General features: G+C 56.9%; 25 protein-coding genes. 17 read left to right on the top strand and 8 right to left on the bottom strand.

Translation table 11 applies throughout. From position 1 onward, the window contains the following. Positions 1-198 precede the first annotated feature (198 nt). The 4 genes from NF78_RS06365 to NF78_RS06350 all read right to left on the bottom strand — a co-directional run bounded on the left by NF78_RS06365 (position 199) and on the right by NF78_RS06350 (position 4,409). A complete protein-coding gene (locus NF78_RS06365; protein WP_318655449.1) occupies positions 199-1,365 on the bottom strand; it encodes an LptF/LptG family permease in 1,167 nt (388 codons plus the stop codon). A gap of 37 nt (positions 1,366-1,402) precedes the next feature. Beyond that, positions 1,403-2,131, bottom strand: coding sequence for an LPS export ABC transporter ATP-binding protein (gene lptB, locus NF78_RS06360; RefSeq protein ID WP_035985378.1), 729 nt, complete (start codon positions 2,129-2,131; stop codon positions 1,403-1,405). Positions 2,132-2,320: 189 nt separating this feature from the next. Continuing rightward, positions 2,321-3,568, bottom strand: a complete 1,248-nt coding sequence (locus tag NF78_RS06355) for a glycosyltransferase family 4 protein (RefSeq protein WP_052049891.1) — start codon at positions 3,566-3,568, stop codon at positions 2,321-2,323. 337 nt (positions 3,569-3,905) lie between these two features. Further along, positions 3,906-4,409: an LptA/OstA family protein gene (locus tag NF78_RS06350; protein ID WP_052049889.1), complete on the bottom strand. Its 504-nt coding sequence runs from the start codon at positions 4,407-4,409 to the stop codon at positions 3,906-3,908. Positions 4,410-4,574: 165 nt separating this feature from the next. Between NF78_RS06350 and NF78_RS06345 the strand changes: the two genes are divergently transcribed. Together NF78_RS06345 and NF78_RS06340 are read left to right on the top strand one after the other, a co-directional pair. Then, the gene (locus tag NF78_RS06345; RefSeq protein ID WP_035985377.1) at positions 4,575-5,624 is read left to right on the top strand and encodes a threonine aldolase family protein; all 1,050 of its coding nucleotides are present in this window, start codon (positions 4,575-4,577) and stop codon (positions 5,622-5,624) included. A 236-nt stretch (positions 5,625-5,860) separates the two neighbouring features. Next, complete coding sequence (locus NF78_RS06340; RefSeq protein ID WP_035985375.1) at positions 5,861-6,865, top strand: NAD(P)-dependent alcohol dehydrogenase; 1,005 nt, start codon at positions 5,861-5,863, stop codon at positions 6,863-6,865. A gap of 12 nt (positions 6,866-6,877) precedes the next feature. Here NF78_RS06340 and NF78_RS06335 read toward each other — a convergent pair whose 3' ends face one another. Together NF78_RS06335 and NF78_RS06330 are read right to left on the bottom strand one after the other, a co-directional pair. Next, positions 6,878-7,399: a plasmid pRiA4b ORF-3 family protein gene (locus NF78_RS06335; RefSeq protein ID WP_035985373.1), complete on the bottom strand. Its 522-nt coding sequence runs from the start codon at positions 7,397-7,399 to the stop codon at positions 6,878-6,880. Positions 7,400-7,547: 148 nt separating this feature from the next. Continuing rightward, positions 7,548-7,889 carry a hypothetical protein gene (locus NF78_RS06330; protein WP_035988867.1) on the bottom strand — a complete coding sequence of 114 codons (342 nt, stop codon included), beginning with the start codon at positions 7,887-7,889 and terminating at the stop codon, positions 7,548-7,550. Between the two features lie 73 nt (positions 7,890-7,962). On the opposite strand from NF78_RS06330, the gene NF78_RS06325 reads away from it, so the two are divergent. Then, a complete protein-coding gene (locus tag NF78_RS06325) occupies positions 7,963-8,553 on the top strand; it encodes a chromophore lyase CpcT/CpeT (RefSeq protein ID WP_035985371.1) in 591 nt (196 codons plus the stop codon). Between the two features lie 41 nt (positions 8,554-8,594). On the opposite strand, the gene NF78_RS06320 is transcribed toward NF78_RS06325, so the two are convergent. Together NF78_RS06320 and NF78_RS06315 are read right to left on the bottom strand one after the other, a co-directional pair. Beyond that, positions 8,595-9,095, bottom strand: coding sequence for a toxin PIN (locus NF78_RS06320; protein ID WP_035985369.1), 501 nt, complete (start codon positions 9,093-9,095; stop codon positions 8,595-8,597). After that, positions 9,088-9,342 carry a UPF0175 family protein gene (locus tag NF78_RS06315; protein ID WP_035985367.1) on the bottom strand — a complete coding sequence of 85 codons (255 nt, stop codon included), beginning with the start codon at positions 9,340-9,342 and terminating at the stop codon, positions 9,088-9,090. Before NF78_RS06315 ends, NF78_RS06320 begins: the two co-directional genes overlap by 8 nt. 311 nt (positions 9,343-9,653) lie before the next feature. Between NF78_RS06315 and leuS the strand changes: the two genes are divergently transcribed. From leuS to NF78_RS06250, 14 genes are all read left to right on the top strand, one after another. Beyond that, entirely contained in the window at positions 9,654-12,302 is a 2,649-nt protein-coding gene (gene leuS / locus NF78_RS06310) for a leucine--tRNA ligase (protein ID WP_035985365.1), read from the top strand. 153 nt (positions 12,303-12,455) lie between these two features. After that, positions 12,456-13,319, top strand: a complete 864-nt coding sequence (locus NF78_RS06305; protein ID WP_052049888.1) for an ABC transporter permease — start codon at positions 12,456-12,458, stop codon at positions 13,317-13,319. Between the two features lie 39 nt (positions 13,320-13,358). Next, complete coding sequence (locus NF78_RS06300) at positions 13,359-13,859, top strand: DUF4351 domain-containing protein (RefSeq protein WP_081972526.1); 501 nt, start codon at positions 13,359-13,361, stop codon at positions 13,857-13,859. A gap of 185 nt (positions 13,860-14,044) precedes the next feature. Then, positions 14,045-15,322: an ABC transporter ATP-binding protein gene (locus tag NF78_RS06295; protein WP_035985364.1), complete on the top strand. Its 1,278-nt coding sequence runs from the start codon at positions 14,045-14,047 to the stop codon at positions 15,320-15,322. 21 nt (positions 15,323-15,343) lie between these two features. Then, positions 15,344-16,210 carry a class I SAM-dependent methyltransferase gene (locus NF78_RS29125; RefSeq protein WP_072015990.1) on the top strand — a complete coding sequence of 289 codons (867 nt, stop codon included), beginning with the start codon at positions 15,344-15,346 and terminating at the stop codon, positions 16,208-16,210. Then, entirely contained in the window at positions 16,200-16,928 is a 729-nt protein-coding gene (locus tag NF78_RS29120) for a class I SAM-dependent methyltransferase (protein WP_072015989.1), read from the top strand. The genes NF78_RS29125 and NF78_RS29120 overlap by 11 nt, the downstream gene beginning before the upstream one ends. Further along, positions 16,925-17,938, top strand: a complete 1,014-nt coding sequence (locus NF78_RS06285) for a glycosyltransferase (RefSeq protein ID WP_072015988.1) — start codon at positions 16,925-16,927, stop codon at positions 17,936-17,938. Before NF78_RS29120 ends, NF78_RS06285 begins: the two co-directional genes overlap by 4 nt. 17 nt (positions 17,939-17,955) lie before the next feature. Next, positions 17,956-18,855: a class I SAM-dependent methyltransferase gene (locus NF78_RS06280; protein ID WP_052049886.1), complete on the top strand. Its 900-nt coding sequence runs from the start codon at positions 17,956-17,958 to the stop codon at positions 18,853-18,855. 112 nt (positions 18,856-18,967) lie between these two features. After that, complete coding sequence (locus NF78_RS06275; protein ID WP_035985358.1) at positions 18,968-19,435, top strand: cupin domain-containing protein; 468 nt, start codon at positions 18,968-18,970, stop codon at positions 19,433-19,435. A 6-nt stretch (positions 19,436-19,441) separates the two neighbouring features. Further along, a complete protein-coding gene (locus NF78_RS06270; RefSeq protein WP_035985356.1) occupies positions 19,442-20,557 on the top strand; it encodes a DegT/DnrJ/EryC1/StrS family aminotransferase in 1,116 nt (371 codons plus the stop codon). After that, positions 20,554-21,324 (top strand): class I SAM-dependent DNA methyltransferase, encoded by a 771-nt coding sequence (locus NF78_RS06265; RefSeq protein ID WP_035985355.1) that lies wholly within the window; start codon positions 20,554-20,556, stop codon positions 21,322-21,324. Before NF78_RS06270 ends, NF78_RS06265 begins: the two co-directional genes overlap by 4 nt. Beyond that, on the top strand, positions 21,321-22,568 hold the full coding sequence (locus tag NF78_RS06260; protein ID WP_035985354.1) for a glycosyltransferase family 4 protein: 1,248 nt from the start codon (positions 21,321-21,323) through the stop codon (positions 22,566-22,568). The genes NF78_RS06265 and NF78_RS06260 overlap by 4 nt, the downstream gene beginning before the upstream one ends. 7 nt (positions 22,569-22,575) lie before the next feature. Then, complete coding sequence (locus NF78_RS06255; RefSeq protein WP_035985353.1) at positions 22,576-23,481, top strand: glycosyltransferase family 2 protein; 906 nt, start codon at positions 22,576-22,578, stop codon at positions 23,479-23,481. Positions 23,482-23,491: 10 nt separating this feature from the next. After that, positions 23,492-24,412, top strand: a complete 921-nt coding sequence (locus NF78_RS06250; protein WP_035985352.1) for a glycosyltransferase family 2 protein — start codon at positions 23,492-23,494, stop codon at positions 24,410-24,412. The last annotated feature ends 6 nt before the right edge of the window (positions 24,413-24,418 follow it).

Here is a 24,418-nt window from a genome sequence, read left to right as displayed (position 1 = left end):
GAGTTGCTGATTGCCGGGATGATTTGCCCCCCTAGCCCCCCAATGCTGGGGGGAACCGAACCGTCTCAAGGTCCCCCAGAATTGGGGGATTAGGGGGCGGTGAAAGGACTTTTGCCGCTAAAGATTCATGCCTTAATTCAGCAACGCTGGTGTACGGTTCAGGCCCCACCGTGAACCGTATACCGTGCACCTTATACCCTACTTAGACACCCGAAACAGCAGGTAAAGCCCGATCGACATCCCGAGCAAAGTCGGCAGCCAGGCCGACAGAAACGGCGACAGCACGCCCACTTCACCCATGGCATTGGTAATAAACGACAGCAGGTAGTAGCCAAAGATGATCACAATGCTGATGCCAAAGCTGGTGGCGCGGCTGGTGCGCTGGGGCAGCACCCCAATCGAGGCGCCCACCAGGCCAAACACCACGCACACAAAGGGCAGGGCATACTTCTGCTGAATCCGAATTTGCCAGCGGCGGATCATCCTTTCGTCGCCGCTCTGGCGCACCAGGGCCAGTTGTTCTGTGGCCTCAGCGATGTTCATCTCGGTGTCGTTTTTGGTGCGGCCCGCCAGGTCCAGCGGCGTTCGGGGCAGCTGGAGTTCCTGGGTTTCAAAGGTGATGATGTTGCGGAAGGAGCCGTCTGGGGCCACTACGTAAATGGTGCCGTTGTTAAAGGTCCAGGTGTTTTTTTCGATTTCCCACTGAGCCGACTCGGCGCTGACCACCTGGTTCAGCCCCTCCTGGGAGAAGTCAAGAATTGTGAGTCCGTGCATGGTGGTGCCGTCAAAGCGGCGGGCGTAGAACTGACGCCTGAGTTCCTGGGCATTGGCGTCGTCGCGGGCGGGCTGAAACTCCTGGTAGAAAATATTGCGCTCCTGAAAGGGGGGGCGCTCCGACTTGAGCGCCTGCTCAAGGGTGATGGCAGCCCGGTAGTTAGCCGCCGGCGTAATCAGCTCGTTAAACAAAAAGGTAAGGCCCGTCACCAGCAGGCTCAGCACCACCGCCGGGGCAATAATGCGGCGAATGCTCACCCCTACCCCGCGCAGGGCAATCAGCTCACTGTCGCTGGAGAAGCGACTGTAGGTCATCATCGTGGCCAGCAGCGTGGACATGGGGAAGGCCAGCACGATGAACTCGGGCAGCTTGAGCACAAAAATCTGCACCGCCAGGGTGATCGCCAGGCCCGACTCGGTGATCCGGCGGATCAGCTCGAACAGCGCCCCAATCGAAATCCCAATCGAGGAAAAAGCGCCCACCCCAAACAAAAAAGGCATGGTCAGCTCTTTGGCGATGTAGCGATCCATCACCGTCAGCAGTGATGCCCCAGGGCGGGAACGGGGAGGATTGTAGGGAGCGGTGGTCATAGCAATTGGGGTAGGTGGGGAGTTAGCCCCAGGATAGCTAGATAGCGAAATCTTTGCCGAGGTAGTGCTCGCGCACCAGGGGGTTGCTGGAGAGGTCGGCGGCGCTGCCGGAGGCCAGAATTTGGCCGTCGCTCATGATGTAGGCGCGATCGATAATGCGGAGGGTTTCGCGCACGTTGTGGTCGGTAATCAAAATGCCCATGTCGCGATCGCGCAGTTTGCCCACGATTTCCTGAATCTCAGACACGGCGATCGGATCCACCCCGGCAAAGGGTTCGTCCAAAAACAAAAATCGGGGCCCCTCCGGCCCCGAGGCCAGGGACCGGGCCAGCTCGGTGCGCCGGCGCTCTCCCCCCGACACCTGAATGCCGAGGGTGTTGGCCACCTTCTCCAGCCGAAATTCCTTCAAGAGGTCGCGCAGGCGATCGCCGTACTCCTCCGGCGGCACCCGCGTCTGCTGCATCACCAGCAAAATGTTGTCGGCTACCGACAGGTTGCGAAAAATGCTGGGCTCCTGGGCCAGGTAGCCAATCCCCAGCCGCGCCCGCTGGTGCATGGGCAGGTCGGTGATGTCGATCTGGTCGAGGCAGACTTTGCCGCTGTCGGGTCGCTCCAACCCGGTGGCCATATAAAAGGTCGTTGTCTTGCCTGCTCCGTTTGGCCCCAGCAGACCCACAATCTCCCCCTGGGCCACGGAGAGACTGACTCGGTTGACGACCTGGCGCTTGCCGTAGGTCTTTTGAACATTGTCGAGTACGATTTTCAAGGGCGCGCCTGGGCCTTAGGGTAGATTGAGCTGCGTAAATTGTATCAAAGCTCCTCCCTACTCTAGGAGCGCTCAGCCATCGGCTGCCGATGCCCCAAGCAGCAACGGTTATAGCCCACAGCCTTTTCGCGGATCCGGGCGTGGCAAGGCCGATGGCAGCGGGATTATAGCCAGAATAGATGACCTGCCCTAGCCCAATGCGCTTTCCACAAAAAGCCGGGCCAGGTGGGCGGCTTCGTGGTCGATGTTGTGCTGCTGCGCGACTTTCGCCATACCGGCTTTGCCCATGGTTTCTAGCGCTGCCGCTGGGGTGTCCAGGGCGGCCCGCATCGCCTCCACCAGCGACTCCACCGAACCGGGCACCACCAGCCAGCCGTTGACGCCAGTCTCCACCAGTTCGGGAATGCCGGCAATGGAGGTGGTGATCACGGGTCTCCCCAGGGCCAGGGCCTCCATGATCACCACCGGCAGACCTTCAGCGAAACTGGGCAACACCAGCGCCTGGGCCTTGAGCAGCTGGGCTTTGACCTCCTGGCTAGCGGCCCAGCCGGTGATTGAAACACAGTCCTGCAGGTGGTAGCTGGCCAACAGGGCTTCGACCTGCGATCGCATTTCGCCATCGCCCACCAGCGTCACCGTAAACCGGTAGCCCGCCTCTACAAGCTGCCTGACCGCTTCCAACAGCAACAGGTGGCCCTTTTGCCCGCTGAGTCGCCCCACACAGACCAGGTGGCGCTGCTCTGGGATGGGCGTAAACGCCTGGGCCAGAAAGGTTTGGTCGAGCCCGCAATGTACCACATGCACCTTGGGCCAGTCCTCCAGGGCTGTCCAGCGGTACAGCTGACTCTTGCCAAAGGAGCTAATTGCCACCACAAAGCTGGCCCGCCTGATTTTTTCGCCCAGGGAGATGGCCCTTACCTTGTCAAACTCTTCGGGTCCGTGCACGGTAAAGCTATAGGGTGGCCCCCCCAGGGCCTGGCAGAGCATTGCGACGGTGGTTGGGTTGGTGCCAAAGTGGGCGTGCACATGGTCGATGCGGGCCGCCTCAAACCAGGCCAGCAGTACGCAGGCTTCGGCCAGGTAGGCCAGGTGATACAGCGGCCCCGACTCGTCCTTCAGGCCGAGCTGAAAGGCCAGGCCAAGGGCAGCCACAAACGCCACTGGGTGCTGCAGCACCACCCGAGCAATGGTCAGGAGCAGCTCAGACCAGGGACGGTCCAAAACGATTTGAGTTTTTTCTAGCTCCTTGATGTCGTCGGGGTCTACCAGTTCGTCGGCGCAGGAGCGAATCGAAAACCTGTCTACCGTTAGCCCCTGGGCCTCCAGGGCACCGATCTCACGGCGAATGAAGCTATGGCTGACCTTGGGGTACTGATTGACCAGATAGGCGACTTTTGGAGGTGTCTGGGCAGCTACATCCGGTTGAGCGATCGACATTATCTATATCCTGATCTGATAGGGCTTAACAATAAAAAACTGAACAAACAAGGTACCCAAATTCGTTGCTTAAAGCGGTGATTTAAGGACCACAGACTACGCCTCACCCATGACAAAGCTGTCCAGCCATAGTCCGTTCACTAGACCCAACCGCAAACAGTGCTGGGTAAGTTTGATGGGTGCTTCAAATATGCTTTCAATATAAATGTGGAAACCTTGACCTCCTTGCTGGGCGGTGAGGCACCAGAAAACTTTAATCGTTTTGAGGGTATTTATAGGGACGCGGTAAACTCTGTCCCCTGTCGTGCCAACCCTGTTAAGCTGCCGCTGACTGCGGTTAAGGACCAACCGGACTGACGTCGAGTACCGTGGGGGGACGAGGGGTGGGGGGACGACCGGCTTCTCCGCCGCCCTGAACAGAACTGGGCGCGGCCGGGGGCAGGGTGTAAACAGCTTCCACCTGGGTGTTGGGGCGAGGGGTAGCGATGAAGCGATCTTCGTCTACCAGGTAGGTGACGACCTCAGCCCGCAGCGTATTGCCCTCCTGGTTGACGATCACATTGCCGCTGAGGACGATGCGCTGCTCGTTGCTGAAGTAGTCGGCCTGGGCAGAGGTGGCGGTGATCCGCCGGGCGGGGTAATCGATCTGGACATTGCCCCGGGCGGTGATGATGCCCGTGGCGGCGTTCGCCTCCTGAATATCCGATCGCAGCGTAATGGTGCCGCCGTCCTGGGCTTGGGCTGGCGCACTCCCCAGCGGAGCCAAGCTGCCACCGTCGAGGGCTACCAATACCCCCACCGCTGCCGCCGTCAACCAACCCCAGCGCAACCCGTCCGCCATAGCCCAATCCCTAATCCCGTTGTGGTCTCACGCTTCTCTAGTTTCCCAATCTTACTCCATCCCCCTGTCGTCACCCTTGACCCTGGCCCACTGATACGTTCTGTCCACCCCATCCCCTCGCTCACTCAGGCTATCCTCAAAACACCGCTACCTCGACTGCCCCCCATGATTACCGCCCCACCGCCCACCCGCTCGATCCAGTTTGCCAGCGACAACTACTCGGGCATCTGCCCCGAAGCGCTGGACTATTTGCTGACCGCCAACGCCGGCGATGTGCCCGCCTACGGTGAAGACGAATGGACTCAGAGAGCTACCGACAAATTTCGAGACATTTTTGAAATCGACTGCGAAGTCTTTTTTGTCTTCAACGGCACGGCGGCTAACTCGCTGACCCTGGCCTCGCTCTGTCAGTCGTACCACAGCGTCATTTGCCACGAGCTGGCTCACGTCGAAACCGATGAGTGCGGCGCGCCCGAGTTCGCCAGCAACGGTTCCAAGCTGCTGCTGGCCCAGGGCAGAAACGGCAAGCTCGACCCGGCCCATGTGGAGCAGCTAATTACCAAGCGCACCGACATCCACTACCCCAAGCCCAAGGTGATCAGCCTCACCCAGGCCACGGAAGTGGGCACCCTCTACACAGTCGATGAGCTGGTCGCTATCACCGCGCGGGCCCGCCACTACGGGCTCAGGGTGCACATGGATGGAGCCCGCTTTGCCAATGCCCTGGTGGCCTCGGGCAAAACCCCAGCGGAACTCACCTGGCGGGCGGGCATCGATGTGCTGTGCTGCTGCGGCACCAAAAACGGCATGGGCATCGGCGAGGCGATTCTGTTCTTTGACAAGGCGCTGGCCGAGGACTTTGCCTACCGCTGCAAGCAGGCGGGGCAGCTGTGCTCCAAAATGCGGTTTATCTCGGCCCCGTGGCTGGGGCTGCTAGAGACCGGAGCCTGGCTGCGCAACGCCGAGCACGCCAACCGGATGGCCGCCTACCTGGAGCAGCAGCTGCGGGACGTTCCTGAGATTAAGCTGCTGTTTCCGCGCCAGGCCAATGGGGTGTTCGTGCAGATGCCCCAGCCGCTAATCGACGAACTGTACCGCCGGGGCTGGAAGTTCTACACCTTCATTGGCACCGACGGGGCCCGGCTGATGTGCGCCTGGAATACGACTGTTGCGGCGATCGATGCCCTGATGGCGGACATTCGCGATGCGGTTTGAGCCTTAGCTGACAGCGTTGACGAATACTGAATTCATCTGGGTTCCCAGCAATTTGATGAAGGGCAAACAACCGTTTGCCCCTACGGGTGGGCCCGTTGGGTATCGGGGATATGGAAGTTAGATTCGGTAGCTAGGGGGCAATCGATATCTCTGCTACATCGGCGATCGCGGTGATAGTGCCAATATCTTGACGCGCTGCTATACAAGCTGCGCCTTCAAGAACTCCTGGAAACCCTATGCAAATCAATGCTCTCGCTGCGCTGGAACCCGGTGCCCCCCTACAGCCTTTTAGTTTTGCCGCACCACCGCTTAAACCCTTCGACTGCGCCATTAAAGTGCTGGCCTGCGGCATCTGCCACTCTGACCTACACATGATCCACGACGACTGGGGCCAATCGCGCTACCCGCTGGTGCCAGGCCACGAGGTGATCGGAACGGTGGTTGAGGTTGGTTCCCAGGTTACTCACATGCAGAAGGGCGATCGCGTCGGGGTGGGCTGGCAGCAGGCCGCCTGCATGCACTGCCTGGACTGTTTGCGGGGTGACCACAACCTCTGCGATCGGGCCGAAGGGCTGATCGTCAGCGGCTACGGCGGCTTTGCCGACCACATGGTGGTGGATTCGCGCTTTGCCTTTACCCTGCCCGCGGGCCTGTCTACAGAGTCCACCGGGCCCATTCTGTGCGGCGGCATCACCGTCTACGCCGGGCTGCGCAACGGGGGCATGACCTCCGGTCAGGAGGTCGGGGTGATTGGCATCGGCGGGCTGGGCCACCTGGCGGTGCAGTTTGCCAGCCGTCTGGGCAACCGGGTGACGGTGTTTACCACCTCCGCCGACAAAGCCGAGTTTGCCACCCAGCTCGGCGCCCACGCGGCTATCCTGGTGCCCCCCGGCGGTTCCCCGCCCCTGCCTGTCAATAAGCTCAATCTCATCCTCAACACCGCCAACCAGGCCCTCGACTGGCTGGGCTACCTGAACTACCTCGACTCCAACGGCACCTTTGTGTTCGTGGGCATTCCCCCCGAACCGCTGACGATTCCGGTGGGGCCCTTGACCGGCAAACAGCGCCGCATCATGGGCTCGGAGATTGGCAGTCCGGCCACGATTACAGAAATGCTCCAGGTGGTGGAAAAATTCGGCATTCAGCCCCTGGTGGAGACGTTTTCTTTAGACCAGGCCAATGAAGCCCTGCAGCGGGTGAAGGACAACAAGGTCCGCTACCGGGCAGTGCTGACAATGTGAACCCACAGCGCCCTACAGATCCTGTAATCGCTGGTTGGCGGCGGTCAAATCAAAGTATTCGGGGTCAAAGTCGTAGCCGACTTTTTGCCAGAGGGCATCGACTTCGTCGGGGTCGCCGCTGTCGCTGAGGCGATCGAGCAGGTCGACGTAGTCCCACACCCCCTGGCAAAATTCGGGTGGGCACTGGTACTCGCCAGCCGTGCAGCGGGGTACAGAATCTTGAGCAGCGCCAATCGATTCGAGGGTGACCTTATGCAGCCAGCCCTGGGCCGGGGCATAGGTGTAGATCAGGCGATCGCCCGGTTCGCTCAGCAGGGTAGCGAGGGTTCTTTCCTCCCCACTTTTCAAAACCTGTCCCTGCCCCTTAATGACGTAATCAGATTCCCCTGACCACCCCATTGCGGCGGACAGCACCCGGTGCAGCGCCTCCAGCGAGGCATCGCTTTGAAGGCAAACCTGCCGCCAGATCGGCGGGTCGCTGTCGAGCAGTTCGACATGCAGGCAAAATGTTTCAACGGTGGGGTGAGTGGTCATCGCAAGGGTTCTATGGGGCAAGGGTTCTGTGGGGTGCTCGGTTAGGGTCGAATTTTGACGTTGCCTGACCTGATAATCGTGGCTTTAGGTGAAGGTTCGTGGCCATTCAAGATTGAATGTAGGGGAAACGCGATGCGTCGTCCCAGGGTCATTTCCCAGTTTCAGCGTCAACCTGGTAGTTTGCGCCTGGCCAGATCTCGTTGATCTCATCGGCCTGGTGGTGGGCCGCAAAGCGCTCCCAGACAATGCCGTTGACATCTTCATCCATTGAGAATGCCTCGGCCTCGTCATCTTCCCAGCCCAGGTGGCGCAGCTGCCCCGGCGGCACTTCGGCGGTCTGACGAATCGAAAGGTTGAGACAGTCGGTACGCCAAAGGGCATAAATTCCCTCAATTACCAGATCGGGATGGCAGCCCAAACGAGCCGAATAATCGGCCACGGAGGCGGCAATATCCGCCGTAGATAGAGCGATATGGAGTTTCTTGGCCACGGCATTTCCCAAAAGTCGGCACTGCCAAACCTGTAAACTAGAACCTTATCACGACGCTTTCTACAACCCATCCATGACCCACGCTACCGATACTCGCACTCTGGCCCGCTGGATGGCGGCAGACTTTAGCAATCAGCAGCAGGCCTTCGACAACCCGCCTCTATTTGCCCACATTCGCGTCTGTATGCGCCCCCTGGCTCCTGAAATTCTCGGCGGCACCGGCTTTTATATTGAGCAGGCTTACGATTTTCAGCTCAATCAGCCCTACCGGGCTCGCGGCATGAAACTCAGCGCCCAAGGCGACCACATTTTGATCGAGAACTACATGGTCAAGGATGGTGAGGCGTTCTACGGAGCGTCCCGCGATCGCGATCGGCTGGCCAAGCTCACCGCCGACCACTTCGAGAAAACCCCCGGCTGCAACATGATCGTCCACTGGACGGGTCACAGCTTTAAAGGGGCGGTGGAACCCGGCAACGCCTGTATAGTGACCCGCAACGGCAAGCTCACCTATTTAGATAGCGAGTTTGAGATCGACGCCGACCAGTTCATCAGCTGGGATCGGGGCCGGGACCCGGAGACGAACGAGCACCTGTGGGGATCGCTAGCGGGGCCGTTTATGTTTAAGCGCAAGGCCAGCTTTGCCGACGAAGTGGCGGAGTGATGGCTTGAGGCGATGTTCAAGATACCAACTGCGTTACGGGGTTAGTCAAGTTCGCCTGCTTGAGCGAGGGCAAAGTTAATCACGGTTTGACTGAGGCGAATATTGCGGTTGAGCATATTGCCTATGGCAGTGCGAACAGATAAGGAAGAGTCTTTTTTCTTAGCTTTCAGCAGAATGCCCACGGCACCGGTCAAATTTAAACCGCTTAAACGGGCCATTCGTCTGCCAACGGGTTCATCAATACAAACGGTGGGGATGGTTTGGTCGAGGGCAAACTGGATGACTGAGGCTTCGCCCAGATCCAAGGAATTCAGCAGATAGGGTGAGACCTGCTGGGGAAAAATCTGTTTTTCGAGCCAGGTGGCACGCTCAAATTCGTGAACAGCAAACTGATTGGTTCCGCCTTTCAACACTTCCTGACAGACTTCGAGCGGAACAAAGACCTGCTCGTACAGAGAGGCGAGTCGGCTCAAATCTCCCCAGGCTGCGACGAGCGCAATCAGAGGAGATGTGTTGATCACAATCTGAGTTGTCTCAGGCATTGGCCATATCCGAGAGCAGTTCGTCTTCGGAAAGGTCGATTATGGGAACACCGTAGTCGCCTAGCTTTAACAGGAAGGTAACTCGGTCAACTCCCAACAGTGAAGCAGCCATGCCAGAGGAGAGCCGTTTCAACTCAAAAAGCTTGACGGCCATAGCCCATTTAGCTTCCTGCTCAAATTGCTCACGGGTGTGGCCTAGGGCATCAGGGAAAGATTCTGGGTAGTCGATAGTAAGTTGTAGAGACATTGGGTTTTCTTCTCGTCGCGCGCTAGTAGAGCTAAATAAAACCTGCTCTAGTGCTAGGTTCTACTCCATTTCACACTGCATGCGTCTAAATTTCAGCACAGCACAGCCAAAAGACTCTCTAAATGTAAAGCCTTAACGCCCCCATCGGTCGGTTCATAACCTCGCTCAAGTCTAAAAGCGAGGTTATGCCTGTGGAAAAACTTAAGATCCTGAGCTGGATGTGGTGTAAGGGATGTCTACTTGCTTCCCCGCCGCCTATGCCGTCTATGATGGGGAACATCGCAACAGTGCAGCAGTAGGAGCCAGGGACGGTGGAGTCCAAATACAACCCCGCAGAGATCGAGAAAAAGTGGCAGCAGGTGTGGGCCGAGCAGGGGCTAGACCAAGCCATCGAGAACCCCGACCAGCCCAAGTTCTACGCGCTGTCGATGTTTCCGTACCCGTCGGGGAACCTGCATATGGGCCACGTGCGCAACTACACCATCACCGATGTAGTGGCGCGGGTGCGGCGCATGCAGGGCTACCGGGTGCTGCACCCGATGGGCTGGGATGCCTTTGGCTTGCCCGCCGAGAATGCGGCGATCGATCGCGGCGTTCACCCCGCCCAATGGACCTACCAGAATATTGACCAGATGCGATCGCAGCTGCAAGAGCTGGGCCTTTCCTACGACTGGGAGCGCGAAGTGGCCACCTGCGCCCCCGACTACTACCGCTGGACCCAGTGGATATTCATTCAAATGCTGAAGATGGGGCTGGCCTACCAGAAAGAGGCGGCGGTGAACTGGGACCCGGTGGACCAAACCGTGCTGGCCAACGAACAGGTGGACAGCGAGGGGAAATCCTGGCGATCGGGTGCTTTGGTGGAGAAGAAGCTGCTGCGCCAGTGGTTCCTCAAGATCACCGACTACGCCGAGGAACTGTTACAGGACCTGGACAAGCTGCCGGGGTGGCCGGAGCGGGTACGCACCATGCAGGCCAACTGGATCGGTAAGTCCACAGGCGCTCAAGTCGTGTTTAAAACCGAGGCCGGCGACGCGCTGCCGGTGTTCACCACCCGGCCCGACACCCTGTGGGGGGCCACCTTTATGGTGCTGTCGCCGGAGCACCCCCTGGTAGACAAATTAACCGCTCCCGATCGCGTGGCTGCCGTAGACGACTACCGCAAGGCCGCCGCCGCCAAAAGCGAGATCGATCGCACCGCCGAGGACCGCGAGAAAACTGGGGTGTGGACGGGCAGCTACGCGGTTAACCCCGTAAACGGCGAGAAAATCCCCGTCTGGATTGCCGACTATGTGCTGATGGGCTACGGCACCGGGGCAATCATGGCGGTACCTGCCCACGACCAGCGGGATTTTGAGTTTGCCCGCAAGTTTAATCTGCCGGTGAAGGTGGTGGTGCAGCCCGAGGGGGAGACTCTGGATGGCGACACCATGACCGCCGCCTGGGCGGGAGAAGGGGTGATGGTGAACTCCGGGCCGCTGGACGGCACCCCCGCTGGCAAGGGTGAAGGGCAGAGTGTCGCCGCTGCTATCCAGTGGCTAGAGGCAAACGGCAAAGGCCAGGGCGAGGCCAACTATCGCCTGCGGGACTGGCTGATCTCCCGCCAGCGCTACTGGGGGGTGCCCATTCCAGTGGTGCACTGCCCCGAGTGCGGCATTGTGCCCGTGCCCGACGAGCAGCTGCCGGTCACCCTGCCCGAGGATGTGGAGTTTTCGGGCCGGGGAGCCTCGCCCCTGGCCCAGCTGGAGCATTGGGTGAATGTGCCCTGTCCGACGTGCGATCGCCCCGCCCGGCGCGAGACCGACACCATGGATACCTTCATCGACTCGTCCTGGTACTTTTTGCGCTACACCGATGCCCGCAACCCGGAGTCGGCCTTTGCCACCGCCCAGGCCAACGGCTGGATGCCCGTGGATCAGTACGTGGGCGGTATTGAGCACGCCATTCTGCACCTGCTGTACTCGCGGTTTATTACTAAGGTATTGCGCGATCGCGGTCTGCTCTCCTGCGATGAGCCCTTCCAGCGGCTACTGACCCAGGGCATGGTGCAAAACACCACCTACAAGAACCCCAAAACGGGTAAGTACGTTGCCCCTGAAAATGTGGCCGACCCGGACAACCCAGTGGACCCCGACACCGGCGATGCCCTGGAGGTGTTCTACGAAAAGATGTCGAAGTCGAAGTACAACGGCGTGGACCCTAAGGCGGTACTGGCCAAGTACGGGGCCGACACCGCCCGCATGTTCATTCTTTTCAAGGCACCGCCTGAGAAAGACCTGGAGTGGGATGACGCCGACGTGGAGGGCCAGTTCCGCTTCTTGAACCGGGTCTGGCGGCTGGTCACCGAATACCTCACCACCCAAGACCCCACATCCCAGGAGACTCCTGTAAGGGCGCACAGCAGTGCGCCCCAACCCCTCACGACCCAAGCGCCCCAACCCTCTAGCGCGCCCCAACCAGACCTCTCTAAGGACGAAAAAAACCTGCGCCGCGCCATCCACACCGCCATTCAGGCGATCACCGAGGACATCGACGGCGACTACCAGTTCAACACCGCCGTCTCCGAGCTGATGAAGCTGAGCAATGCCCTGACCGACTCCCCCGCTAAGGAATCTCCCGTATACACCGAGGGAGTGCGCGCCCTGGTGCAGCTCCTGGCCCCCTTTGCCCCCCACCTGGCCGACGAACTTTGGCACCAGTTGGGGCACACCGAATCAGTCCACTGTGCTCCCTGGCCCGTATTCGACCCCAGTGCCCTGGTGGTGGACGAAATCACCCTGGTGATTCAAATCATGGGCAAAACGCGCGGCACTGTGGAGGTGCCCGCTGACTCTGACAAGGCGGCGCTGGAGCGCTACGCTCGCGAGTCGGAGGCTGCCCAGCGCTACCTGGAGGGCAAGGAGATCAAAAAGGTAATTGTGGTGCCCGGCAAGCTGGTCAACTTTGTGGTGGCCGGATAGCCCGCCAGGGTGGGTGAATCAGGAATCCCGTAGGGGCGTAGCAGGCTACGCCCCTACAGCTCGGGGGTATTCATTTGGGATTTTGTATCGGGTGTTCAGCTGATCGACTTTGGGCTTAGGATGGGCACCTTGGCCATAGAGTAACCTGTGCCTATGCCCCGCCTAAAACGCCCCCGCCGCCCCGCCCCCGCCGCCCCGCCCGAGCTAATTATCGAGGCGGGGCGCACCGAAGCCCAGTACTTTCGCGACCTGTGGCGCTACCGCGAGCTGTTTTACTTCCTCGCCTGGCGCGATATTCTGGTGCGCTACAAACAGACCGCGATCGGGGTGGCCTGGGCGCTAATTCGCCCCTTTTTGACCATGGTGGTGTTTACGGTGGTGTTTGGCCGTTTGGCCAACCTGCCCAGCGAGGGGGGTGCGCCTTACCCCATTCTCGTATTTTCGGCGATGCTGCCCTGGCAGTTTTTTTCCAATGCCCTCAGCGAGTGCAGCAACAGCCTGATCACCAACGCCAATTTGATCTCTAAGGTGTACTTTCCCCGGTTGGTGGTGCCCACCAGCGCTGTGATCGTCAGCTTTGTGGATTTTTTGATCTCGGGCCTGATTCTGCTGGGGCTGATGGCGTGGTACCAGGCGGTGCCCTCCTGGCGAGTGGTGACGCTGCCGCTGTTTGTGGCGATCGCGTTTGCTGCCGCCATGGGCGCTGGCCTGTGGCTCGCTGCCCTTAACGTGCAGTACCGCGACTTTCGCTACGTGGTGCCGTTTCTGGTGCAGTTTGGCCTCTACATTTCGCCGGTGGGCTTTAGCAGCGCCATCATTCCCGATCGCTGGCGGCTACTGTATTCCCTCAATCCTATGGTGGGGGTGATCGACGGCTTTCGCTGGGCGATCATCGGTGGCGATGTGGCGCTGTACTGGCCTGGGTTCTTGCTGTCGCTGCTGCTGGTGGGGGTGCTGCTGGTTACAGGGATTCTTTACTTCCGCCGCATGGAGCGCACCTTTGCCGACGTGATTTGAGGTGAGGGTAGGGATGCGATCGCGTGAGAACGCCCCGCCCTGGCCCTGCTCCAGCTGATTGTGCTGCCCAGTGCCGCGACGGCCCAGGCGGCACGAAGTTTGCTGCGCACCGTCAAATCCCAGGGAGAAGAGGCGTTTCAGCTAATGCTCAATCTGGTGGAAGCTATACTGATCAATAAATTCCCGCAGTTGACAACTCAGGAGATTCTGGCGATGTTAGACATCAAAACGGCTGACATCCGACAAACCCGCTTCTACCAGGAAGTGTTTGAAGAAGGTCGCCAGGAAGGTCTTCAAGAAGGTCGCCAGGAAAGCCTTCGAGAAGGTCGCCAGGAGGCAGAGGCTACGCTGTTAATTCGGTTTTTGACTCGGCGGCTGGGGCTTTTATCGGAGGTACAGGTGGCCCAAATACGGGCATTGCCTCTGGCACAGCTCGATGCGCTGTCGGAAGTTTTGTTTGATTTAGCTGACCTGAGCGCTTTGGAGGCCTGGCTACAAACTCACCCAACAGAGGCCGATGCGACTGAGGAGGAAGCTTAAGACGTCCGGCGGATTAGGGCGTCTTAAACTTCCTCTGACTTGAACCGCCGCCCTGCCCCACCGAAGCACTCGCGTGTGGTGGGTAACTAAGTGTGAGGACATGCAACTTTCATAAAGCCAGGGGGCACAATGAGCACAATGGCGGATGCAACCGCTGAGTGAACTGCCCCCGTTCCACTGCCCCCATGTCTGACACAGTTATCCAGGTCGAAAATCTCGGCAAGAAGTATGTCCTTGGCCACCAGCAGCAGGGCAACTCGCGCTATGTGGCCCTGCGTGATGTGCTGGCCGATGGCGCGAGAGCGCTGGGTCGTCGACTGCGCCACCCCCTTAAGCCCCAGGCTGGCCCCCGGCAGGACGAGTTTTGGGCGCTGAAGGATGTTTCCTTTGAGGTGAAGCAGGGGGAAGTGGTGGGCATTATTGGCCGCAATGGGGCGGGCAAATCGACGCTGCTGAAGGTGCTGAGCCGCATTACGGAGCCAACCACGGGGCGGGTGCGCCTGCGGGGCCGGGTGGCGAGTTTGCTGGAGGTGGGCACGGGCTTTCACCCCGAACTGACCGGGCGGGAGAACATCTTTCTCAACGGCGCAATTTTGGGCATGAGCCGGACCGAAATCAACCGCAAGTTCGATGAGATTGTTGATTTTGCAGAGGTTGAGCGGTTTTTAGATACGCCCGTAAAGCGCTACAGCAGTGGCATGTATGTGCGACTGGCGTTTGCTGTAGCCGCTCATATGGAACCAGAAATTTTAGTCGTAGATGAAGTATTAGCAGTAGGAGATTCTTCTTTTCAAAAAAAATGCTTAGGCCGAATGGAAACCGTCAGCAAAGAAGGAAGAACGGTCCTATTTGTCAGCCACAATATGGCAACCGTTCAGAACCTTTGCAGTGAGTCGCTGCTTCTAGAAAGTGGAGCAATCATCGAGAAGGGAAAATCTTGTGAGGTCATTGGCTCGTACCTAAAGAAACAGACTAGTACCTTTAAAAATAGCGGAAAGATACTAATAGATGGAAAAAATCGTCGCTTGATATCTTCCATAAAGACAAAAAACTCAAATGGTGATATCGTCAACGAGTTTATGATGGGAGATAAATTCCATTTGGAGATTGATCTTGAACCAACTAAACTCAAAACTCTTTCAGTATCGAATTTGGTGGCAGGTTTATCCGTTGAAAGCATGGAAGGGATTAAAATATTTGGGTTTCATTCGGAAATGACGGGATCAAAGCTGCTTCAAAGAAATGAGCAATGTAGTTGCCTGATACATTGTTTTATCGATGAAATTCCTTTGCTGCCTGGAAAATATTGGATAACTGTAAGCATAACAAGAGGCGTAACTGAATATTTGGATAGACTTGAGCGGATATTAGAGTTTTCTATTGTTGAATCAGATGTATATGGAAAAGGTTTCTTGGTTTCAAGAGACTATGGGCTTGTTTATATCAAGGGAAGCTGGGAATAATTTAGATAATGTTTTGGAAAAATGGCCTTTAAGTACAATTCAGGACAATTAATATACTTCAGAGAGAGTCATGGGAGAAAATTCTTTAGACGCACTCAGGACTATTTAAGTGGGGTAACTGTTGCACGACAGTCAATTAATGAAAGTCTAATAGATTTCGTTCGAGAAATTGATGGAAATATTGTTGAGATAGGAGGCTCTCAAAATCTGGAAGAATACATGAAAAGCGGAAAATACGTGCTTTTGGATCTCATAAACACCGAAAGTAATGATGTGACCGCAAATGCTGAAAAACTTCCATTCGCATCAAACAGCATGTCTGGATTTGTATGCATTTCAGTATTGGAGCATACTCCTAATCCACAAAAGGTTATTAATGAAATATGGAGATGCTTACGTCCAGGTGGAAAAGCCTTTATATCAGTACCTTGGATGTTTGAAGCGCACATGGAGCCTTATGACTTTTTTAGGTTCTCTCCATTCTTGATGAAAAAATGGTTGAGCGATTTTGATTTGGTGGATATCCAGCTTGTTAACGGTTATCTAGGCCTGTTAGCTCATTATCTCCAAAAAAAACCTCTGACGCGATTCACTATAGGATTATGGTCTTTTTGGCTTGATCAATTAGCACCAAACAAGGCTGCATGGACTACCCAGATAAATATATGGGTCAGCAAAGAAAAAGATCTGTTGAACGAAGCAAGCGACGATGATTCTGGTGATTGGATTCAGCATCTCCGTTGCCCCAGCTGCGTAATCCTTAAAGGAGGAGAACTGTTTGAAAAGGGAAGCTGCAAGATTTGCAAAGATTGTGGAAGCAGATATCCTGTGATCAATCATAAAAAAATAGTGTTCGCAACTGGAGATTTGAACAATCATGACCAATAAAGAGGCTTCTTTCAAAGGGTGGCATTATTCTGAACAGGGCGACTATCATAAGAACTTAGATCTTAATTGGTCTTACGCCCCAACTTATCTTCAAAAAGTTAAGCTAGTCCGAGTTTTTTTGAACTCGTTAGAATCGTCTAGCAAAATTCTTGATGTTGGATGTGGTGAAGGGGTATTTGTAGAAGAATATGCCCAAAGAGGCTTCGATATTCAAGGATTAGACTTGAACTATGAGAGCGAGTTTGTCAAGCGAGGAAATCTTCTCGAATTACCATACCCAGATTCATGTTTTGATGCCGTCATGCTGTTAGACGTCTTTGAGCATATTGCATATAAAGACCAGAGCCAGGCACTTTTAGAAATTCGTAGAGTTTTAAAACCTGATGGTTTATTTTTTGTTGCTATCCCCAACCTTGCACATTTGAATTCCCGAATCACCTTTACTTTTTTGGGCCAATTAGATCGAACTGATAATGAACTAGATCATATAGGCGAAAGGCCGTTTTTTGAAAATAGGATTCTTCTTGAAGAAGCTGGTTTTGCAATCTCCAAATGTATAGGTGTTACGTTCACGCTTCCTCTAGTATATCGAAAGCTAATATGTAAAAGAGCCCGACAATTTAGATGGCTGCATGACTTACTTGAGCCTTTAGCTAGAAAGTTGCCAAATCTGGCCATGTTTAATTTTTTTACCTGTAGAAAAACCGAAAATTCATGAGCAAAGTCTGTGAAAACGTACCAAAGTTTTTAAGTGTGGTTATACCCACTTATCGTCGAGGGACGCTTTTGCTAGAAGCCCTTGAAAGCATTATTAATCAAGGCTCAAAGCATGAATTTGAAGTTTTGGTTTTAGACAATGCTTGTGACAAAGCTTTGGAAAATGAGATCAGAAAACTCAACAAAGCTAATCATGCTCAAGTCTTATATTTTCCTGTTGAAGAATTAGGGTTGCATAATGGCCGTAATCAAGGAGCAATTAAAGCTAGAGGGGAAATTGTTATTTTTATCGACGATGATATAATTGCTCCACCAGATTGGTTAAAAGCTATTTGTGCTCCATTTGTTAATCCTAAAGTGGGCGCTGTAGGGGGCAAAACAATTCCCCAGTGGGATGCTCCACCGCCCGACTGGCTGAAGCAAGTACCAGACGACTACTTTAGCCTGCTCGACTTAGGCAATGTTTCCCGTGAAATGCAGTGGCCAGAAACACCCTACGGTTGCAATATGGCCTTTCGCCGCGAATTAGTGCTTACCCTGGGCGGCTTCCCGCCCGACGGCGTAGGTGGCGGCTGGATTGAGTGGCAGCGCGGTGATGGTGAAACTGGATTTGCCAAGCGCGTCTATGATGAGGGCTACAAAATTGTCTACAGCCCAGAGGCGTGGCTTTACCACCGCATTCCGGCCAAACGCCAAACCTTAGAGTTTGTTCGGCGTCGAGCGATCAAGGGAGCTATCAGCAGTGCCTACAGTGAAATTAAATATTTTCTGCCTAGTAAACTGCTGCTGCCGATTCAAGTTGCCAAGCATGTCCTAAAGGCTCTATCGGCAGGGGTAAAGCGGCTCTTTGCTTCCTTTAGAGGAGTTGAGCACTGGCTACAATACGACATTCAATGGTTTCACCATTTAATCTCGGCTCTGTATAAAATGCGCATTTTGCTTGATCCCAACTTGAGAAAGTGGGTTCACAAGGAACACTATTGGGCAGATGCATCCTCAAAGACAAATTAACCGCAGTCAATCAAGTCATGAGCTTAAAAGAGTCCATAGAATTTTGGGTGCCGCCAAGTTTGATTGCACTGGGCAAGTTGGCGGTAGGCAAAACGCCTCAACAAAAAATCGACCGCTACTTGAGCGGCGATCGCACTCCCTGGTCGCCTGGCTACGAACCCTACAAGCAGCAGACTATTCAAGAGGTTTTGCAAAATCAGAGTTTGCTTGAGATCTTTGACCAAGGCCAGTCCCTGCCCAGTGGCTATGGGCTTTATTTGGACGAGCGTTGCGTAGAGTATCCATGGCTTTTTTCAAAATTGCCCGATGTGGCCCAGTACGTTTTAGATGCTGGTTCTGTGCTGAACTATGAGTATCTGCTTGATCACCCCTATTTTGCCAATAAGCGATTGCACATTGCCACGCTGGCTCCTGAGTACAGGTGCTTTTGGGAAAAGGGCATTTCTTACTTTTTTGAGGATTTGAGAGAATTGCCTATTAGAGGTGAGTTCTATGACGCTATTGTTTGCCTATCTACCTTGGAGCATGTGGGATTAGACAATACACAATATGCTCAAAGTGAACGCTATAGCGAAAATCAATCAAACGACTATAGGTTAGCCGTTAAAGAACTTAGCCGCATTCTAAAGCCCGGTGGATCGTTGTTCCTCAGTGTTCCATTTGGGAAATATCAGAACTTTGGTGATTTTCAACAGTTCGATGCGGCTTTACTGGCTGATGCGATCGCGGCCTTTGGCCCCGCCCAGGCCATTGAGAAAACTTACTTCAAGTACTCTGCCGACGGTTGGCAAGTGGCCACAGAGGCCGACTGTGCTGATTGCAAGTATGTTCATTCCGATGAATGGTTTGGAAAAGCCAAACCCAGCGATGGAGCCGCAGCGGCACGGGCGGTCGCCTGTGTTCATATCCTGCGTTAAATTCCCATCTGTTGATTTAGTTAAACAGGCTACGCGATCGCCGCCATCCTGGGCAGACTAGAACCAGCAGTTCACCCTGCCTACCGTCCTTTTACCCAAAGGCCCTACCCCCATGCCATCGTTCCCCACCGTCACCGCCGTTCAGTCTCCCGTGCAGCAGATCGTCCACAACAGCGAAATGCTGGCGCTGATTCTCTCCCACCGCTTTGCCGAGCCCGGCATTCACTTCTTTACCCCCAACGAGCTTTCCCAGCAGCTCGCCTACATGAAGTACGACGCGGGTAAAACCATTCCCGCCCACGTGCACAACCCCGTGCACCGCGACGTGTTTCACACCCAGGAGGTGCTGTTCATCAAGAAGGGCAAGCTGCGGGTCGATTTCTATAGCCAGGAGCAGGAATACCTGGAGAGCCGAGTGCTGGAAGCGGGCGACGTGATTTTGTTGATCACCGGTGGCCACGGCTTTGAGGTGGTCGAAGACCTGGAGATGGTCGAGGTCAAGCAAGGCCCCTACATGGGCGATCAGGACAAAACCCGATTTTCTGGGATATCGTCTAGCCAGGCCACCATTACGGGCTAGGCAGCTATGGCGTTTATTCCGGTCAACGAGCCCGCCCTGGGCGGCAACGAAAAAAAGTACCTGCTGGAATGCCTCGAAACCGGCTGGATTTCCTCCGAAGGCCCCTTTGTCGATCGCTTTGAGACCGAGTTTGCCCAGCGGGTGGGTCGTCAGCACGGCGTAGCGGTGGCCAACGGCTCTGCCGCCCTGGATGTGGCGGTGGCCGCCCTCGGCCTGGGTCCAGGCGACGAGGTGATTTTGCCCACGTTTACGATTATTTCCTGCGTGGCGGCGATCGTGCGGGCGGGGGCCAAACCCGTCGTCGTCGATGCCGACCCGATTACCTGGAATATGGATGTAGGCCAGATTGAGGCCTGCATTACCCCCCAGACCAAAGCAATTATGGTGGTGCACATCTACGGGCTGCCCGTAGACATGGAGCCGCTGCTGGCGATCGTCCAGCGCCATCATCTAGCCATCATTGAAGACGCCGCCGAAATGCACGGCCAGACCTACCGGGGGCAGCCCTGCGGCAGCTTTGGCGACATCAGCACCTTTAGCTTTTACGCCAACAAGCACATCACCACGGGCGAAGGCGGCATGGTGCTCACCGACGATGCAGAGCTAGCGGAACGCTGCCGATCGCTGAGGAACCTCTGTTTTCAGCCCCAGCGGCGCTTTGTCCACGAGGAGCTGGGCTGGAACTTTCGCCTGGGCAACCTGCAAGCGGCCCTGGGGGTAGCCCAGCTAGAGCAGCTTGACGGCTTTATTGCCCGCAAACGCGCGATCGGTCGGCGCTACACCGAGGGCCTTGGGAATGTGCCGGGGTTGCAGCTCCCCCTGCCCGCCACCGACTACGCCGAGAATGTCTACTGGGTCTACGGCCTGGTGCTCGACGACGGGGTACCCTTCGATGCCGCTGAGGCCATGCAGCGGCTAAAGGCCAAGGGCATTGGCACGCGGCCCTTCTTCTGGCCCATGCACGAGCAGCCCGTGTTCCACAAAATGGGCCTATTTGAGGGTGAAAAGCACCCGGTAGCCGAGCGCATTGCCCGGCGAGGGTTCTACCTGCCCAGCGGGCTGGCCCTCACCGACGGGCAGATCGACCAGGCGATCGCCGCCGTGCAGGAGGTGATGGTGTGAGCGTGTTCAATGCCTATGCCCAGTACTACGACCTGCTCTATCAGGACAAAGACTACGCCCAAGAGGCCGACTTTATTCACCAATTGCTCAAGACCCACGCCCCGGCGGCTCAGCATTTGCTGGAGCTGGGCAGCGGCACCGGTCGCCACGCCGAATATTTAGCTGAACGGGGCTACCAGGTCACCGGGGTCGAGCGTAGCGAAGAAATGCTATCCCGCTGTGGCGAACGGCAGGCCGCACAATCGAGCCAGATTGCTCAGCGGCTCAAATTTCTCCAGGGCGATCTGCGGCAGGTGCGGCTAGAGCAAACCTTTGACTGCGTACTGTCGCTGTTTCACGTGATTAGCTACCAGACCAACAACGCCGATTTGGCGGCGGCCTTTGACACCGTAACCCAGCACCTCAAGCCGGGGGGCATATTTATATTTGATGTGTGGTACGGGCCTGCGGTGCTGCACGACCAGCCCCAGGTGCGAGTCAAGCGCCTGCAAAACGAGACCCTGGCCATTACCCGCATTGCCGAGCCAGTGCTGCACCCCAACGACAACATTGTGGATGTGAACTATCAGGTTTTGCTTCAGCAGTTGGGCACCGACACCTGGCAAGAGCTGCGCGAACTGCACCGCATGCGCTATCTGTTTAAGCCCGAGCTGGAGCTGCTGCTCCACCAGGCGGGGATGGATCTAGTGACCTGCGGCGAATGGATGAGCGATCGCCCCCCGAGCCTCGATACCTGGGGTGTCTACTTCGTTGCCGTGAAGTCATGAAGGTCGCGATTCCAGTTTCTTCAGCGTTTCCCTCTGCCGGGGGCGGTTACACCTTTGAGTCAGAGATTGTGGCAGCGCTGCTCGACCTGGCCCCGACCATAGGCCATCAGATCACCATCTTTAGCGGAGCCGAGGGCCAGGGACAGGCGACACCCCACCCCAATCTCACCATCCTCCATCCGCCCAGCCAGCTTATACCGGCAGGACTGCGGCGGGGGCTAGATCTGGCCTACAGCAGCGGATCGCCTAAGTTGGCCAACCAGGCCGATAAGGTTCAGGCTGCCTTTGTGCGGCGCTTTGTTTTGCAAAACCATTTTGACTTGTGCTGGGCGCTGGCCCCCGCTGCGCTGATCCAGTGCCCCACCCGGCAGGTTCCCTACGCCCTGACGATTTGGGATTTGCAGCACCGTTTGCAGCCCTACTTTCCCGAGGTGAGCCAGGGGCGCGAGTGGGGCAAGCGGGAGCGGTTTTACCAAATTAATCTGCCTCGGGCTACGTATATCATTACTGGCACCGAGCGTGGCAAATTTGAAATCGAGCGCTTCTACCAGATCGCCCCGGAGCGGATTCAGGTGATTCCGTTCCCGACACCGCGACTGGCGGAGGCGATCGCCAATTCCCCAGCTCCAAAAGAAGACTTTTTGGCCCGGCACGGTCTACCCAGCCGCTACTTCTTTTACCCGGCCCAGTTCTGGCCCCACAAAAACCATTCCACCCTGCTCCAGGCGTTCAAACTCCTGGTGGAGCAGCACGGGGATGTGGCCCTGGTACTCACCGGCTCGGACAAGGGCAATGCAGGCTATATTCGGCAGCTCATTCACGATTTGAATCTGGCTGACAGGATACACATCCTCGGGTTTGTCTCAAAAGAAGACCTGGCCTGCCTCTACAAGCACGCTTTGGGGCTGGTGTTTCCCACCCACTTTGGCCCCGATAACCTGCCGCCGTTGGAGGCGTTTTCGCTGGGCTGCCCGGTAATTGCCTCCGATGTGCCAGGGGCGACGGAACAGCTGGGGGATGCGGCGATCCTGGTCGATCCGCGCGATGCAGCCCAGTTGGCCCTGGCGATGAAATCGCTCTGCGAAGACGAGACCCTGCGCCAGGAGCTAATTCAAAGGGGCCTGACGCGGTCGAAAAGCTGGCAGCCTGGGGACTACGCGAAGCGGCTAATTGCGCTTTTAGATGAGTTTGAGAGCATTCGCCACTGCTGGCCAAACAGCACCAGTCACCCTGGTAATACCTAGTGTTCTTATGGATGACAAGGCCTACGTTCTAATTCCGGTGCACAACCGCAGGGCAATTACCCTGGGCTGCTTACAGACGCTCGATCGCAACGGCGACCTGGCCCGCCACCGGATAGTAGTGATCGATGACGGCTCTACCGATGGCACCGGGGCGGCGATCGCCGCCAGCTTCCCTACGGTGACGGTGCTGGCGGGCGACGGCAACCTGTGGTGGACGGGCGCAATGCGGTTGGGCATGGAGTACGCGATCGCCCAGGGAGCCACCTACCTAATCTGGCTCAACGACGACTGCCGCCTGGCCCCCGGTACCCTTGACGGGCTGGTGCAGTTTTGCGCCGAGCACCCCACCGCCATCGTCGGTGCCCAGGGGTTTGAGCAGGACGATCGCGATCGCCTCTCCTTTGGCGGCAAGCGCAAGACCTGGCAGGGCTACCGCTTTCTCACCCTACCCCCCGGCCAGACGGTGCCCTGCGACCTGCTCAGCGGCAACTTAGTCTGCATGCCCAGGGCGGTAGTGGATGCGATCGGCTACCCCGATCCGCACACTGGCCCCCACTACGGCGGCGACTCCCTGTACCTGCTGCGGGCTCAGAAGGCCGGGTTTCAGCTATTTGTCGATAGCCGCTACTCTGTCACCAACCACGCCGCCGAGTCGCGCCTGTGCCCCAGCGACTGGCTGATGACCCCCGGCGACCCCTGGCAACTGGTGCGGCTGGTCTTTAACCCCTACTCGGGGCTAAGCTGGCGGCTGTGGTGGCGGCTCAACTGGATGGCCTATGGCCCCTGGGGAGTCGTGATGTTTCTAAAAAAATATCTTTCCCTCCTGCCGCTGACCCTGCTGCGGCTGTTGCCCGTCGCCACCCGGCAGCGGCTGTTTCGCCCCGGCCAACTATCCTCCAACCAGCCCACCTGAGAAACGATCTATGGCTGAGACACCCACCCTGAGCGTGGTCATCACCTGCTACCGCGAGGGCGACCTGTTGTTAGAGGCCGTAGAAAGCGTGCGGCGGCAGACCCAGCCGTTCCTGGAAATTGTGATTGTCAATGACGCCTCCCCGGACGATCGCACCAACCAGGTCTGCCGCCAGCTAGAGCAAGATCCCGACATCCGCCTGGTATGGCAGCCCGTCAACGGCGGTCCCTCCGTCGCTCGCAATGCCGGATTCGCCGCCGCCCAGGGCGAGATTCTGGTACCGCTCGATGCCGACGACCTGCTGCCTCCAGATGCCCTCCACCACATTCAGCAGGCCTTTTTGGATCATCCCGATGCCGGGTTTATCTACGGCGGCTACCTGTGCCAGCGCTACCCCGACGATCCTCGCCTGGTGAAGGCCACGCCCATTTCGCTGCATTCCCTGCTGCGGGCCAGGCGATTTTCCCTCAGCACCAACTGGACGCTGATTGGTACTGCGCCCCTGCGCAAGTCGCTGTGGGAGGCGGTGGGCCACAGCGACCCCGGGCTGGGGGCCGAAGACCTGCACGATTTAGAATTTTGGGTGCGGGCCATGGCGCTGCCCTGCGGCTTCTACGGCATCCCAGCGGTGATTTACATCTGGCGAAAATACCTGGGCAGCAACAGCCGCAAAGTCAGTCCCATGTCCTGGTACCGCTTGGCCCAAAAGCATTTTGATGTGTACTGCCAGAACGGCCTGGAGTACCGGGCCAACGAACTGCTGCTGCTGGGCAGCAAGTGGATGAACTGGCCAGAGGAGATTCGCCGCCATCGCCGGGCCCTGCTGGCCTGCATCGGCAGGGGCCAATTTCAGGTTTCATCCCTGGTGGCCCTGGCTATCCCGGCCTTTTTGTTTCAGCCCTTGGCGCGACTGGCCAAGCGGTTGCGCTAGAGCAGC

It is taken from the genome of Leptolyngbya sp. KIOST-1, assembly GCF_000763385.1.
Classification (GTDB): domain Bacteria; phylum Cyanobacteriota; class Cyanobacteriia; order Phormidesmidales; family Phormidesmidaceae; genus Nodosilinea.
Note: the sequence above shows the minus strand (reverse complement) of the source record. Positions and strands in the feature narration are given on the sequence as shown.